The 13,892-nt window shown below is 74.9% G+C and carries 12 protein-coding genes and 1 pseudogene; 10 read left to right on the top strand and 3 right to left on the bottom strand.

The window, feature by feature from the left end; translation table 11 throughout:
* Position 1: 1 nt before the first annotated feature.
* The gene (locus tag ADL05_RS24955) at positions 2-1,003 is read right to left on the bottom strand and encodes a LacI family DNA-binding transcriptional regulator (protein ID WP_053619448.1); all 1,002 of its coding nucleotides are present in this window, start codon (positions 1,001-1,003) and stop codon (positions 2-4) included.
* Between the two features lie 154 nt (positions 1,004-1,157).
* On the opposite strand from ADL05_RS24955, the gene ADL05_RS24950 reads away from it, so the two are divergent.
* From ADL05_RS24950 to ADL05_RS31990, 9 genes and pseudogenes are all read left to right on the top strand, one after another.
* A complete protein-coding gene (locus ADL05_RS24950) occupies positions 1,158-1,709 on the top strand; it encodes a TRAP transporter small permease (RefSeq protein ID WP_053619447.1) in 552 nt (183 codons plus the stop codon).
* A complete protein-coding gene (locus ADL05_RS24945; RefSeq protein ID WP_053619446.1) occupies positions 1,706-2,980 on the top strand; it encodes a TRAP transporter large permease in 1,275 nt (424 codons plus the stop codon). Before ADL05_RS24950 ends, ADL05_RS24945 begins: the two co-directional genes overlap by 4 nt.
* Before the next feature lie 69 nt (positions 2,981-3,049).
* Positions 3,050-4,048, top strand: a complete 999-nt coding sequence (locus tag ADL05_RS24940) for a sialic acid TRAP transporter substrate-binding protein SiaP (RefSeq protein ID WP_053619445.1) — start codon at positions 3,050-3,052, stop codon at positions 4,046-4,048.
* Positions 4,049-4,078: 30 nt separating this feature from the next.
* Positions 4,079-6,043, top strand: coding sequence for a bifunctional sugar phosphate isomerase/epimerase/4-hydroxyphenylpyruvate dioxygenase family protein (locus ADL05_RS24935; protein ID WP_053619444.1), 1,965 nt, complete (start codon positions 4,079-4,081; stop codon positions 6,041-6,043).
* Complete coding sequence (locus tag ADL05_RS24930) at positions 6,040-6,951, top strand: shikimate dehydrogenase (protein ID WP_053619443.1); 912 nt, start codon at positions 6,040-6,042, stop codon at positions 6,949-6,951. The genes ADL05_RS24935 and ADL05_RS24930 overlap by 4 nt, the downstream gene beginning before the upstream one ends.
* Before the next feature lie 73 nt (positions 6,952-7,024).
* Positions 7,025-8,098: an NAD(P)-dependent oxidoreductase gene (locus ADL05_RS24925; protein WP_053619442.1), complete on the top strand. Its 1,074-nt coding sequence runs from the start codon at positions 7,025-7,027 to the stop codon at positions 8,096-8,098.
* 169 nt (positions 8,099-8,267) lie between these two features.
* Positions 8,268-8,951 (top strand): glycosyltransferase family 2 protein, encoded by a 684-nt coding sequence (locus ADL05_RS24920; RefSeq protein ID WP_231640903.1) that lies wholly within the window; start codon positions 8,268-8,270, stop codon positions 8,949-8,951.
* Positions 8,952-8,995: 44 nt separating this feature from the next.
* Positions 8,996-9,637 carry a DUF2064 domain-containing protein gene (locus tag ADL05_RS24915; protein ID WP_231640902.1) on the top strand — a complete coding sequence of 214 codons (642 nt, stop codon included), beginning with the start codon at positions 8,996-8,998 and terminating at the stop codon, positions 9,635-9,637.
* Positions 9,634-10,113 (top strand): annotated as a pseudogene (locus ADL05_RS31990) (class I SAM-dependent methyltransferase); the annotation flags it as partial. The gene ADL05_RS24915 and the pseudogene ADL05_RS31990, both read left to right, overlap by 4 nt.
* A 242-nt stretch (positions 10,114-10,355) precedes the next feature.
* On the opposite strand, the gene ADL05_RS30075 reads toward ADL05_RS31990, so the two are convergent.
* Together ADL05_RS30075 and ADL05_RS24905 are read right to left on the bottom strand one after the other, a co-directional pair.
* Positions 10,356-10,889, bottom strand: coding sequence for a hypothetical protein (locus ADL05_RS30075; RefSeq protein ID WP_197285925.1), 534 nt, complete (start codon positions 10,887-10,889; stop codon positions 10,356-10,358).
* The gene (locus ADL05_RS24905) at positions 10,889-12,277 is read right to left on the bottom strand and encodes a molybdopterin-dependent oxidoreductase (protein ID WP_053619439.1); all 1,389 of its coding nucleotides are present in this window, start codon (positions 12,275-12,277) and stop codon (positions 10,889-10,891) included. Before ADL05_RS24905 ends, ADL05_RS30075 begins: the two co-directional genes overlap by 1 nt.
* A 176-nt stretch (positions 12,278-12,453) precedes the next feature.
* Between ADL05_RS24905 and ADL05_RS24900 the strand changes: the two genes are divergently transcribed.
* Positions 12,454-13,845, top strand: a complete 1,392-nt coding sequence (locus tag ADL05_RS24900; protein ID WP_053619438.1) for a hypothetical protein — start codon at positions 12,454-12,456, stop codon at positions 13,843-13,845.
* Positions 13,846-13,892: the final 47 nt, after the last annotated feature.

The raw sequence follows: 13,892 nt of genomic DNA, 5'->3' as shown, positions 1-13,892 counted from the left end.
GTCAGCGGGCGGCCGGGCCCGTGGAATCGCGGATCACCAGGTGCGAGGGCAGCATGACCCGGCGGTCGGGCGTGCGGGCCGTGGAGCGGGACCGGTTCTCCAACAGCAGCTCCACGGCCGAGCGGCCCGCCTCGTCCTGGGGTCCGGCCAGGGTGGTCAGCGCCGGAACACAGAAGTCGGCGCCGAAGATGTCGTCGTAGCCGACGACGCTGACCTGGTCGGGAACCGCCACGCCCCGCTCGGACAGACGGCGGAGCACCCCGATCGCCAGCAGGTCGTTGTGCGCGACCACGGCCGTGGCCCCCGTCACCAGGGCCGCGTCCGCCGCCGCGCCGCCGCCGACCACGCGGGGCGGGAAGGGCCCCAGCCGGGTGACCTTCATGTCGAGGCCGCGCGCGCCGTCGACCAGCCCCCGCCAGCGCTCTCCGGCCGGCCAGGACCGGTGCGGACCGGACAGGTAGACGAGTGAGCGGTGCCCCAGCGAGGCCAGGTGCTCCACGATCTGCCGGCTGCCCACCCGGCTGTCGACCACGGCGCTGGGCAGTCCCTTGACCTCCCGGTTGACCAGGGCCAGGTTGTGCTCCTCCGCCAGCTCCCACAGGCTCTCGTCCGGCAACCGGCTCGACGCCAGGACGAACCCGTCCACCGAGCGGGCCAGGTGCTCGATCTGGGTCCGCTCGCTGTCGGCCGACTCCTCTGTGTGGCTGAGGATGAAGGTGATGCGGGCGGCGGAGGCGCGCCGCTCGGCGCCCTTGATCGTCCCGAAGAAGTGCGGGTTGGTGATGTCCGGTACCAGCATCGCCACGGTCGCGGTCCGCCCGGACTGCAGCGCCGTCGCCAGGGGGCTGGGGCGGTAGCCCATGCGCTCGGCGACCTGCAGGACGTGCTCGCGGGTGGCGGCGTTGACGCGGCGGGGGTTGCGCAGGGCACGCGAGACCGTGGAGGCGGCGACGCCCGCCTCCCGGGCCACGTCGTAGATCGTCGTGCGCTTCGGGGAGTCCATGACGTCCCTGTCTATGCGCTGTGACAACTTTTGGCAATCGCTTGTCGTGACACGAAGCGGAAACCTAGGGTTCACACCACGTCCCGGTGGCGCAGGTCACGCACCTATGACCTGCGCCGATGCCGCCCCCGTTCGCTGAGTGGAGCCCGTTCGGATGCCTGACAGACCCCCGCCCCCCGGCAACAAGCCGCCCGCGCCGCGCCCCGCGGCGGTGCGGTGGCTGGAGACCGCCGAACTGGCCGTCGGGGTCGCGCTGCTCGCGCTGATCCTCGTCCTCATCCTCCTGCAGGCCACCCAGCGCCACCTGCCGGTCCAGGGCTGGGTCTGGACCGGTGAGCTCGCCCGCCTCGGGCTGGTCTGGCTCACATTCTCCCTGGCCGGCTACCTGGTCGGCCGCGACGAGCACATCACCCTCAAGGTGGTCGACCTGCTCCTCGGCGACCGCGCGCTGCGGGCGGTGTGGATCCTGGCCAACCTCGTGGTCGCCGCGGTGGGCGTACTGCTCACCCTGGAGGCCGTCGAACTCGTCTTCGGCGGGTCGCCGCAGCTGACCGCGGCCCTGCGCCTCCCGGTCTCCGCCACCTACGTGATCCCGCTCCTCGGAGTGGTGCTGATGTCGCTGCGCGCCCTGGCCAACGCGGCCCTGGTGCCCGGACCGCCCCAACGCGAGCACCGCACGGCCCAGGCGGGGGAGGAGGCCCGATGAGCGCGCTCATGGTCATCCTCGGCATCCTCGTCCTGCTGCTCCTGCGGGTGCCCATCGCGTTCGCGATCCTGGGCCCGTGCCTGGCCTACATGGCCGTCGGCGGCCAGTCCACGGGTCTGAGCCTGCGCACGGCCGCCCAGGAGGTCAACAGCTTCCCGCTGCTGGCGGTGCCGCTGTTCATCCTGCTCGGTGTGGTCGCCAACCACACCGGGATCGCCGACCGGCTCTTCGCGTTCGCCCAGGTCCTCCTGGGGCGGGCGCGCGGCGGCCTGGGCTACGTCAACGTCGGTGTGAGCGTCGGCTTCTCCTGGATCAGCGGCACTGCCCTGGCCGACGTGGCCGGGATGGGCAAGATGATGGTCCCGGCGATGACCAGGGCCGGGTACCCGCTGCGCTTCACCCTGGGCCTGACCGCCTCCACCAGCCTCATCAGCCCGATCATGCCGCCCAGCATCCCGGCGATCGTGTACGCGTCGGTCGCGGCGGTCTCCACGGCCGCGCTGTTCGCCGCGGCGGTCGTTCCGGCCGCGCTGATGGCCGGCGGCCTGGCCCTGGCGGTGTTCCTGTGGGCCCGGCGCAGGCCCGAACTCGCCGGGAAGCGGGCCGAGCCGGGCGAGCTGGGCACCGCCGCACGGCGGGCGGCGGGTCCGCTGCTGGCCCCGGTCCTGCTGCTCGGCGGCATCCTCAGCGGCTTCTTCACACCGACCGAGGCGGCGTCGGTCGGTGTCGCCTACGTCCTGTTCCTGGGCCTGGTCTACCGCAGGCTGAGCCCGCGCGCGCTGTGGGACATCGCCGTGGAGACCGTCACCACGGCCGCCTCCATCGCGATCATCCTCGCCGCCTCCGGCCTCCTGGGCTGGGTGCTGGCACGCGAGCAGGTGCCCCAGCAGGTCGCCACCTTCCTGCTGGGCCTGACCGACGACCCCACGCTGCTGCTGCTCCTGGTCAGCGCGGTGCTGATCATCATCGGCACCGTCCTGGAGCCCATCGCCGCGCTGGTCATCACCGTCCCGGTCCTACTGCCCGTCGCCGTCCGCCTGGGCGCGGACCCGGTGCACTTCGGGGTGATCACGATCCTCTGCCTGATGATCGGCCTGCTCACACCCCCGATCGGCGGCGTGCTCTTCGTCCTGGGCTCGGCGACCCGCACACCGATGCACGAGGTGTTCCGCGGCACGGCTCCGTTCCTGGTGCCGCTGGTGGCGGTGCTGCTGCTCCTCATCCTCTTCCCCGACCTGGTCCTGTTCCTGCCCGGACTCCTGGACCTGTGACCACCGCGTTCCGAGCCTGACCACCACGCCCCAAGCCCTTGACCACCACTCCCCAAGGAGGAATCCCCCATGCGCACGACGACTCGCCTGATGGCCCTGGTCCCCGCCGTGGTGCTCGCCGCCACCGCCTGCGGCAGCGGCGGCGGAACCGGCGACGAGGAACTCGTCCTCACCTTCGCCAACAGCTACACCGAGGACCACCCGCACACCCGGTGCGGCATCGACCTGGTCGCCGAACGGGTGGCCGAGGCCGACGCCGGGTTCTCCGTCGACACCTTCCCCAACAGCACGCTCGGCTCCAACACCGAGACCTTCGCCTCGGTGATGTCGGGCGACATCGACATGGACGTGCAGGGCTCGGCGGCGCTCGGGTCCTCCTACGAGCCGATCGGCGTCATGGACGCCGCCTACGCCTTCCGCGACGCCGACCACCTGTTCGGCTACTTCGACTCCGAGGCGTCGCAGCCCCTGCGCGACGGGTTCGAGGAGGCCACCGGCGCCAGGATCCTCGGCGCCTGGTACTTCGGCGACCGCCACTTCACCGCCAACACGCCCATCCGCACCCCCGACGACCTGGCCGGGCTGCGGATGCGCTTCCCGGACTCGCCCATCTACCTCGCCAACGCCGAGGCCATGGGCGCCGAACCGACCACGGTCGCCTTCGAGGAGGTCTACCTCGCCCTGCAGCAGGGGACCGTGGACGGCCAGGAGAACCCCGTCCCGACCATCGCCGGAGACAACTTCGACGAGGTCCAGTCGCACATCAGCCTCACCGGCCACCAGATCGGTTCGCAGATGATCGTGGTCTCCGGCCAGACCTGGGACGCGCTGTCGGCCGAACAGCAGGAGGTCCTGCAGAGCGCCGTCAGCTCGGTGCGCGAGGACAACCGCGCCTGCATCGAGGAGGCCGAGGAGGAGATCATGGCGCAGTGGCGCGCCGACGGCTCCATGGAGATCGTCGACGACGTGGACGTCGAGGCGTTCCGGAGCCGGGTCCAGGACTACTTCGCGCAGAACCTGGAGGGCGAGCAGCGCGAGCTGTACGAGTCCTTCCAGGAGACCGAGTAGGCACGGCGAACGAACAGGAAGGCGTGACGCATGCGGCGTTCCATCGCCACCGTCTCCCTCAGCGGGACACTGGAGGAGAAGCTCAGGGCCGCGGCCCGGGCGGGCTTCGACGGTGTGGAGATCTTCGAGAACGACCTCATCGGGTCGGCCCTCGCGCCCCGCGACGTGCGGGACCTGGCGGAGTCGCTGGGCCTGACCATCGACCTCTACCAGCCCTTCCGTGACTTCGAGGGGGTGGACGAGGCCCGGCTGGAGCACAACCTCCGGCGGGCCGAGGCCAAGTTCGCCCTCATGGTGGAGCTGGGCGTGGACGTGATGCTGGTGTGCTCCAGCGTCGCGGCGGACTCGGCCGGCGACGACGCCCTGGCCGCCGCGCAGCTGCGGCGGCTGGCCGAGACCGCGGCCCCCTACGGCGTGCGCATCGCCTACGAGGCGCTGGCGTGGGGGCGTTGGGTCGACGACTACCGGCACGCCTGGCGCCTGGTCAGGGAGGCCGACCACCCCGGCCTCGGCGTGTGCCTGGACAGCTTCCACATCCTGTCCCGGGGCCACGACCCGTCCGCGATCAGGGACATCCCCGGCGAGAGGATCTTCTTCCTCCAGCTCGCCGACGCGCCGCTGATGCCCATGGACGTCCTGCACTGGAGCCGCCACCACCGCTGCTTCCCCGGACAGGGCGCGTTCGACCTCACCGGGTTCACGGGTCACGTGCTGGCCGCCGGGTACGAGGGGCCGCTGTCCCTGGAGGTCTTCAACGATGTGTTCCGTGCCGCCGACCCCGAGCGCACGGCCGCCGACGCCCTGCGGTCGCTGGCCGTGCTGGAGGACGAGACGGCCCGGGCCCGGGACCGCGAGGTCCAGGTCGGGGCCGGAGAGACGCGGGTCGCGGAGCCCGGCGACGACCGGGGGGAGCCGGGGCGTGCGGGGCCGGGCCGCGGTGAGGCGCCCGCGTCCGGTCCGGCCCCGGCGGCGCTGACCCGGCTGCCCGCGCCCACCCGGGCCCAGGGCTACGCGTTCGTGGAGATCGCCGCGCCCGAGCACGCGGTCCCGGGCGTCCGCGCGGCCCTGGCGTCCCTGGGGTTCCGGCACACCCGCGACCACCGCTCCAAACCGGTCCAGCTGTGGTGCGGCGGCGGGGCCCGGGTGCTGCTCAACGCCACCGATCCCCAGCTCGGCCACACCTGGAGCGGCGACGCGGCGGTCACCGCCCTGGGGGTGGACGTGGCGGACGCCGACGCGGCGATGCGGCGGGCGGAGCGGCTGCTGGCGCCGCCGCTGCCCCGGCGGCGCGACCCGGCCGAGGCCGACCTGCGCGCCGTCGCGGCGCCCGACGGCACCTCGATCTTCTTCTGCGCGCAGGACCCGGACGAGCGGCAGGACTGGCTGTCCGACTTCACCGTTCCGGTGGCGGGAGGCGACGACGCGGCGCGGGTCGCCCTCGGCGGCATCGACCACGTGGGGCTGTTCCAGCCCTTCGACCACTTCGACGAGGCCTCGCTGTTCTACCGCTCCGTCCTGGGCCTGGAACCCGACGACGGGATCGAACTGGCCGCGCCCGACGGCATGGTGCGCAGCCGGGCGATGAGCCGGGACGGCGCGGCGCCGCGCATCGCCCTCAACGCCTCCCTGTTGGGCCGGGGGCCCTACGAGGACGTCCGCGGCGGGCCACAGCACGTCGCCTTCGCCTGCGACGACGTGTTCGCGGTCGCCCGCGCCATGCGGACGCACGGCTTCGAGCCCCTGCGCATCCCGGACAACTACTACGCCGACCTCGCCTGCCGCACGGACCTGGAACCGCTGGCCGTGGAGCGCATGCGCGAGTACGGCATCCTCTACGACCGGGTCGGGGAGGGCGAGTTCCGGCACTTCTACACGCCGATGCTCGACGGTCGGCTCTTCCTGGAGGTCGTCCAGCGCACGGGCGGCTACGCGGGCTACGGTTCCGCCAACAGCCCCTTCCGCATGGCCGCGCAGCGAGCGGAGGCGAGCCGTTGACGGGGACGACGCGTGCCGGGGCGGTGGACGCCGCCACCGGCTCCTACCTGGTGGGCCTCATCGGCACGGGGATCGGGCCCTCCCTGACCCCGCCGATGCACGAGCGGGAGGCGGCCGAGCTCGGGCGCCGCCTGATCTACCGGACCATCGACCTCGCCGAGGCGGGCCTGGCCCCGGACGCGGTGGGCGACCTGGTGGGATCCGCCCGGCACCTGGGCTTCAACGGCCTCAACATCACCCATCCCTGCAAGCAGCTCGTCCTGCCCGTGCTGGACGGACTCACCCCGGACGCGGCGGCGCTGGGGGCGGTGAACACCGTGGTCTTCGAGTCCGGGCGGGCCGTCGGGCACAACACCGACTGGTCGGCGTTCGCCCAGTGCCTGGAGCGCGGCCTGCCCGACGCGCCGCGCGAGCGGGTCGTGGTCCTGGGCGCCGGCGGGGCCGGTGCGGCGGTGGCCTACGCCCTGCTCGGGTCGGGCGCGCGGGAGGTGACCGTGGTCGACACCGACGCGGCCAGGGCCAAGGGCCTGGCCGGGCGCCTGGGCGGACTCGTGCCGGGAACGGACTGCCGCGCGGAGGGGACCGACGCGCTCGACGCGCTGCTGTCGGAGGCGGACGGCCTGGTCAACGCGACGCCGACGGGCATGGCGCACCACCCGGGCACCCCCGTGCCCGCGGAGCTGCTGCGCCCGTCGATGTGGGTGGCCGACATCGTCTACCGCCCGCTGCGTACGGAGCTGCTGGCCCTGGCCGAGGAACGCGGCTGCCCGACCCTGCGGGGCGGGGAGATGGCGGTGTTCCAGGCCGCCCAGGCGTTCGCCCTGTTCACGGGCCTGCAACCCGACCCGGACCGCATGCTCGCCCACTTCCACACGCTCATCGCCCAAGGGGACTCTCCGGGTCGGTAGGACTCGGCTCCGAAGCGGGGGCCGCCGGTGTGGCCCGGGGCGCAGCGGGCTCCGGCGGCCTAACGTGGGCCGCATGCGCGTACTGGTCACAGGTGGGGCGGGGTTCATCGGTTCGCACGTGGCGGAGGCCCTCCGCGGGGCCGGGCACACGGTGGTGACGCTCGACGCCCTCCTGCCACAGGCGCACGCGGGCCGGCCGCCAGGGGAGGCGGGCGTCGACCTGGTGTGCGACGTCCGCGACGGCGACGCGGTGGAACGGGCCCTGCGGGGCGTGGACGCCGTGTGCCACCAGGCGGCGATGGTGGGGCTGGGATCGGATTTCACCGACGCACCGGACTACGTCGGCTGCAACGACCTGGGCACCGCGGTGCTGCTGGCCGCGATGGCCCGCCGGGGCGTGCGCGACGTCGTCCTGGCCGGATCCATGGTGGTCTACGGCGAGGGCGCCTACACCTGTGCCGAGCACGGCCCCGTCCGGCCCGGGCCGCGCGGGGAGGCCGACCTGGACGCCGGCCGGTTCGATCCGCCGTGCCCCCGCTGCGGGGCCCGGCTGGACCCCGGACTGGTCGGCGAGGACGCCCCGGCCGACCCGCGCAACGTCTACGCCGCCACCAAGCTGGCGCAGGAACACCTCTGCGCGGCCTGGGCGCGCGCCACGGGCGGCCGCGCGGTGTCGCTGCGCTACCACAACGTGTACGGCCCCGGCATGCCGCGCGACACCCCCTACGCGGGCGTGGCGTCGTTCTTCCGCTCGGCGCTGGCACGCGGCCGGGCCCCGCGCGTGTTCGAGGACGGTCGGCAGCGGCGGGACTTCGTGCACGTACGCGACGTGGCCGACGCCAACGCCGCGGTGGTCGACGCCCTCCCCGGACGGCCGGAGGGCGCCCTCACCGCGTTCAACGTGGGCAGCGGGACCCCGCACACGGTCGGTGACATGGCGTGGGCCCTGGCCGAGGCGCACGGGGGACCAGATCCGGTGGTCACCGGCGAGTACCGGCTGGGCGACGTCCGGCACATCACCGCCTCCTCCGCGCGGCTGACCGAGGAGTTCGGCTGGCGCCCGCGCGTCGGCTTCACCGAGGGGGTGCGGGAGTTCGCGCGGGACGAGCCGCACGCCCGGTCCGGAGCCGAGGCGCCGACGCCGTGACACAGGGTGTCCGCGTGTCGGGGAGTGTCCCTCCCGCACGGAAGGCACATCGCTTCGTAGCGTGATCATCGTGATCGATGAGCGACGACAGCGCGAAGTTTCGGATACGGAGAGTGACCAACCCTCGGGTGAGCCCGAGGCCCCGGCGCGAGGGGAGCGGCCACCCCCGGTGGACGTGGTCCTGCCGTGCCTGGACGAGGCGGCGGCCCTGCCCTGGGTCATCGAGCGCGTGCCCGCCGGGTGGCGGCCGATCGTGGTCGACAACGGGTCCACCGACGACTCCGCCCGCGTCGCCGCGGCACTGGGCGCCCTGGTCGTCCCCGAGCTGCGGCGCGGATTCGGCTCGGCCTGCCACGCGGGACTCCTCGCCGCGACCGCCGAGATCGTCTGCTTCTGCGACTGCGACGCCTCCCTGGACCCGGGCCTGCTCCCGCGCATGGTGGACGCCGTACGCGAGGACCGGGCCGACCTGGTCGTGGGGCGCCGCCGCCCCGCCCGCGGCGGCGCCTGGCCCGTCCACGCCCGACTGGGCAACGCGGCGGTCGCGGGCATGCTGCGCCGACGCACCGGCGTGCGGATCCGCGACATCGGACCCATGCGCGCCGCCCGGCGGACGGACCTGCTCGGCCTCGGCCTGACCGACCGGCGCTCCGGCTACCCCCTGGAGACGGTCGTGCGGGCCGCGGACGCCGGCTGGCGGATCGAGGAGGTGGACGTCCCCTACCTCCCGCGAACCGGCGCCTCCAAGGTGACGGGCACCTGGCGTGGGACGTGGACGGCGGTACGGGACATGTCGGCGGTCCTGCGCGAGCCCGCGCGCACACCGGCGCACCCCGACGGGGGCGAGCGGTGAACGCCCCAGGGCGGGATCCCGCCGCCGGGCGGGGCGCCGGGCCCGTGGGGGCGACGACCTTCCTGGTGATCGCCAAGGAACCCGTGCCCGGGCGGGTCAAGACCCGGCTGACGCCCGAGTACACCGCCGAGGAGGCCGCTCGCCTGGCCGCCGCCGCGCTCGCCGACACCCTGGCCACGGTGCTGTCGCTGCCCGCACGCAGGAGGGTGCTGGTGCTGGAGGGACGGCCGGGGCCGTGGCTGCCGGACGGCGGGTTCGACGTCGTCCCCCAGTCGGGCGGTGGGCTGGACGAGCGCCTGGCCGCCGCGTTCGCCGGGTGCTCGGGGCCCGCCCTGCTGCTGGGCATGGACACACCGCAGGTCACACAGCGGATCCTCGCCCCCGTGCTGGCCGCCGACGCCTGGCGCCGCGCCGACGCCTGGTTCGGCCCCAGCGAGGACGGGGGGTTCTGGGCCCTGGGCCTGGCCGACCCCGATCCCGCGCTGGTGCTGGGCGTGCCGATGTCGACGGACCGGACCGGCCGGATCCAGCGCCGACGCCTGACCGACGCGGGCCTGCGGGTCGGCGACCTGCCGGTCCTGGCGGACGTGGACACGGCGGCCGACGTCGACCGGGTCGCGCACCAGGCACCCGGGAGCCGGTTCGCGCGGGCGGTCAGCGACCGGGCGAGCGGGGTGGCGCGATGAGCACGGCCGAGGCGGGAGTCGTCCCGGCCGAGGTCGCGGCGTGGCGCTGCGACCCGTACACCGAGGCCCTGGTCCGGGGCGGCGGTCCGCTGTACCTGCGGCGATCCGACGGGTCGGCGCTGCCGCTGGACGTCGAACGCTGGTGCGGCGCGGTCGACACGGTCGACGCCGCCCTCCTGGACCGCTGCGAGGGCAGCGTCCTGGACGTGGGCTGCGGCCCCGGACGCCTCGTCGCGGCGCTGGCCGGGCGCGGCCGGTCGGCCCTGGGGATCGACCCCAACCCGACGGCCGTGGCCCGCGCCACCGCCTCCGGCGGCCGAGCCCTGTGCCGGTCGGCGTTCGATCCGCTGCCGCAGGAGGGCGGCTGGGACACCGCCCTGCTGGTGGACGGCAACATCGGGATCGGCGGGGCGCCCGGGCGACTGCTCTCCCGGATCCGGAGCCTGGTCCGGGCCGGTGGACTGCTGATCGTCGAGACCGCCCCCGGCGACGTGTGCGAACACATGACCGTGCGGATCTGCGACGAACGGGGCCGTCTCGGCGACCCCTTCCCCTGGGCCAGGCTCGGGATCCCCGCGCTGTTGCGGCTGGCCGAGCGGGCGGAGTGGACCCGGGCGGACGTGTGGGAGGCCGACGAGCGCCGGTTCGTGGCGCTGCGCTCCGCCGCGGGCGCGCCGGTGGCCGCGGCGGACGCTCGGCCCCCGGGCGGGCGGACCGCTCAGCCCGAGCGGTCGGCGACCGCGCCGCGGGCGTACCGGACGGCTCCGACCACCGCCGAGGCGGCGAAGAGCAGCGCGCAGAGCAACAGCCAGCGCCCGGCGAACGGGTGCCCCGGAAGCCCGCTCTTGGACAGGTAGGCGTCCGACGGTCCCAGGATGAGGGGGAAGTAGACCGCGAACAGCAACGCGGAGAGCACGGCGGGGACGCGCACGTGGTTGACGAGCCGGATCCGCGCCCGGTCGCCGTGCTCCCCGCGTGTGCCGCGTGTGCCGCGTGCACGCGCTCCGCCGTGCCCGCCGCGTCCGGCACCGACCAGGAGCCCGGCCACGGCCTGCCAGCCGCGGTCGGCGAGCGTGTAGGCGGGCACGAGCACCAGGTCGTGGAGGACGACGGCGCCGACGAACCACACGGCGACGCCCACGGGGTCGCCGCCCAGGAGCCGTACGCCCGCGTACGCCGCCAGGGCGAACGACCCGGCCATGAGGAGCAGGTGGGACACCGGGGCCCCGTACCAGCGCCGCAGGGCGCCCATCACGCGTCCTCGAAGGTGAGCCGCCCGACCCACTTCGTGTTGTGCACGCCCGGGGCGGCCGGGACGATGACGCGGGCCGGGTACCCGTGGTCCAGGGAGAGGTCCGCGCCGTTGACGCGCAGGGCCAGCAGGGAACGGGGGTCGGCGACCTGCCCCGCGTGCAACCCGGCACTGGTGAAGCTTCCCGTGCGCTGGACCGACTCCACCAGCACCCACACCGGAGCCGCGGCACCGACGAGGTCGGCCAGGTCGGACAGGCGCACACCGGACCACTCCTGGTCCCGGGTCGACCACCCCTCCACGCAGGCGATCGGCAGGGCCGCCCGGTGCTGGGGGAGGGCGAGCAGCTCCTGCCGTGTGAGGACCGCCTCCCGGCCGCCGCCGCGCACGGTCAGCCGCCAGTCCTCGCCGGTCTCGCCCGCGCCGACCCCGGCACGGGACGCGGTCGTGTTGACCGGGAAGTCGTTGGGGCCCTCTCCCGAGGCCCGGCCGCGCGGCGCCAAGAGCGCGGTCGCCCGCAGCGGGCCCCCGATGCTCTGTCCCACCGTCACCGCGAACAGCGTCAGCGACCCCAGCCCCACCAGGCCCAGCACTCCGCCGCGCGAGAGCGTCGCGGGCGCGGGGTTCGGGGTCCTGAGCCCGGGCGGCTCGCCCAGGTCGGCTCCGGCGGGCCGCCCCGGTCCGGGGACCGGAGCATCCGCGGGACCCGCGCGCAGCGTCCGGACCATGACCGGCACCTTGGTGCCGAGGTGGACGGCCAGGCCGGCGAGGAACACCCAGGAGCCGTAGAAGTGCAGGACGTAGAACGAACCGGGGAAGACGTACTCGAGCTGGACGTTCAGCACACCGGTGGCGAAGACGAACAGTGCTCCGCCCACGAGGAGGAGCAGGGACACCCGTTCGAGGGCGTGCGCCACGGAGCGGACCGGCGGCCAGGTGAAGAACAGGGGCGCGACCGACCAGAGCTTTGCCAGCAGGACCGGGACCAGCACGATGCCCAGCGTCACGTGCAGCCCCTGCGTCAGCCGGTAGAGCCAGTGCGGATCGGTCGGCCACGGGAAGAGGTAGAAACCGAGCAGCCCCTTGTCGGGGGTCTTGTCGTTGACGGGGGTCAGGTCGGGGTTGTAGGCGGCGTAGGAGAGCAGACCGGTGACGGTCACCACCGTCAGCCCGACCAGCAGGACCGCGCCCAGGACCGACGTCGTCCAGCGGCCGCGGACCGGACTGCGCCAGAAGCCGGGGCGCGTCGGCCCGAAGGCGGGACCGTCCCTGAGTAGCGCACGCCACCGCTTCGGCGGCGGGCCCTCGGCGCCTCCCGAACCGGGACCGCCCGGACCGGGTGCGCCTCCCGAACCGGGACCGCCCGGGTGATCGCTGCCCTCGTCCACGCGCGGCCTCCTAGCGTCCTCGTCGCGGCGGGCCGGGCCGCACACGCGATCATGCTAGGCCGGACGGCCCGTGCGCCGCGGCAGCGAAACGCGCTCCGAGCTGGCCTTCCGCTGCTGTGACGACACTCCGACGGGCGGTCGTGGCCGTCCCGGTCCGCCCGGCCTAGGGTGGCGGCGTGACGCCGCGCGACCTCCGGTCCCATGACCACGAAGCGGTCGGCGACGTGCGCTCCGGACGCCGGCTCGACGCGCTCACGGCGCTCGGTGCGGCGGCCCTGGTCGTGCTCGCCGCGCTGGTCGGACGCGCCATCGAGCGCGCCGACGGCGCTCTGTACGTGGACTGGCCCCCGCTGTACGCCTCCTGGGCCCCGCACACCGGACCCGGGACCGTCGCCGCCGTCGTCCTGGCCGCGGCGGTGGTCGCCGCGGGCCCCGCCCTGGCGCGGACCCTGGCCTGGCGCCCGTTGGTGGCGCTCACCTGGGCCGCGTCCACGGTGTGGACGTTCGCCCTCGCCCTCGTCGACGGGTGGCGGGGGTTCGCCGAGCCGCTGGAATCGCCCTACGAGTACCTGGCGTCGGTCGACCGGTTCGCGGACGCGGGCGCCGCGCTGCGCGGCTTCACCGGCCACATCCTCGTGGGACAGCCCGACAACTGGCCCACCCACGTGGCCGGGCACCCTCCCGGCGCGGTCCTGACGTTCGTCGCCCTGGACCGGCTGGGCCTGGGCGGCGGCGCGTGGGCGGGGGCCTGGTGCGTGGTGGCGGGGGCGTCGGCCGCGGCGGCCGTCCTGGTCGCGCTCCGCGCGCTCGGAGCCGAGGGCGCGGCCCGCACCGCGGCTCCGTTCCTGGCCCTGTTCCCCGGCGCGGTCTGGGTCGGCGCCTCGGCGGACGGCTACTTCGCGGGGGTGGCGGCGTGGGGGCTGGCCCTGCTCGCGGTGGCGGCGTCCCCGAACGCCCGCGCGCCCCGGGCGACGGCGCTCGCCGCCGGGCTGCTGCTCGGTTGGACGGTGTACCTGTCCTACGGGCTGGCCCTGATCGCGATCCCCGCGGTGGCCGTCCTGGTGTGCGCGCGGACCGCGCGTCCGCTGCCCTACGCCCTGGCGGGGGCGCTGGCGGTCGCCGCGGCGTTCACGGCGGCGGGCTTCTGGTGGTGGGAGGGGTACCGCCTGGTGGTGGAGCGCTACTACCAGGGCGTGGCCGCGATCCGGCCCTACGGCTACTGGGTCTGGGCGAACCTCGCCACGGTGGTGCTCTCGGCGGGAGCCGCCTCCGTCGCGGGCCTGCGGCGGTCCCTGGCCCGGCTTCCGTGGGCGGTGCGCTCGGGGCCGCGCCCGGTGGAGGACCCGGGCGGCGCGGTGGCCGTGCTCGCCGCGGCCGCGGTCTGCGCGATCGCCGTCGCCGACCTGTCGGGGATGAGCAAGGCCGAGACCGAGCGCATCTGGCTCCCCTTCGTCCTGTGGCTGGTCCCGGCCGCGGCGCTGCTGCCCCGCCGCGACCACCGGGTGTGGCTCGCGCTCCAGGCGGCGACCGCCCTGCTCGTCAACCACCTGTTGCGGACCGGGTGGTGAGCGGGGCGGGCCCGCGGGCGCGCCGCCGCGGCTCCACGGTGAGGCCG

Origin of the sequence: Nocardiopsis sp. NRRL B-16309 (assembly GCF_001279585.1) — a bacterium.
In the GTDB taxonomy this organism is placed as follows: Bacteria; Actinomycetota; Actinomycetes; order Streptosporangiales; family Streptosporangiaceae; genus Nocardiopsis.
Note: the sequence above shows the minus strand (reverse complement) of the source record. Positions and strands in the feature narration are given on the sequence as shown.